Here is a 769-nt window from a genome sequence, read left to right on the forward strand (position 1 = left end):
GCATTCATATTGTGTGCTCCGTGGATGAATAGACGAAACACAGTTTGGGCGGGGTTAAGCGCGAAAACTAGAGGCTGATTTAGTGACGCTTACTTATTACCGAGTCTTTAAGGCTCAGCTTTTCAATGAGCAAGTGTGGGCGAAGTGCTATTGTCTAGATCACTTAAGTCCATTGGAGCGTGAAGCGCAATTGAAAAGCCTAGGGCGTGAAGCTTTGGTACTAAAGCGTCTTGGTCGTGTTAATGGTGTTCAGCGTTATCAAGACAAGGAGCTAGTAGATGACAAGTACTATATTTTCGTTGAGAAGGCTCCCAAATTAACTTTGATTGCTTGGGTTCAGAGCAACCCATGTCGTCAAGAAAGACTAAAGCTGCTAGTTAAGATTGCGCAGACCATAGAACAAATTCAAAAATTTGATGACCCAGTCATTATTCATCGAGCAATCAACCCATCGAATATTCGCATTGATGCTGATGGTGATCCTATGCTGATTAACTTTGAACTATGTCAGCATGAAATGGTAGCCACCTTACCTCTCAATGCAAGGCGAACATTTGAGCAAAATTACCAAGCGCCAGAAGTGAATCGGCCAGGCAGTTCGCTGACCTATGCGGCGGATATTTTCAGTCTAGGGCTAATTATCTATTTTACTTTAACCGCTAAGTTGCCCTTTGTTTGTAATCCCCCCATTTTTAACAGGGGTTAAAAGTAGAGCCTAAGCAGCCTTCAAAAGCCATTTAGGTGGAATGCCACCAATGGCGCTGTTTGG

General features: G+C 43.4%; 1 protein-coding gene. It reads left to right on the top strand.

The window, feature by feature from the left end:
* The first annotated feature begins 82 nt into the window (after positions 1-82).
* Complete coding sequence (locus FJM67_RS17410) at positions 83-706, top strand: protein kinase domain-containing protein (RefSeq protein ID WP_140591954.1); 624 nt, start codon at positions 83-85, stop codon at positions 704-706.
* The last annotated feature ends 63 nt before the right edge of the window (positions 707-769 follow it).

This window comes from Maribrevibacterium harenarium (genome assembly GCF_006385675.1).
Lineage (GTDB): Bacteria > Pseudomonadota > Gammaproteobacteria > Pseudomonadales > Marinomonadaceae > Marinomonas > Marinomonas harenarium.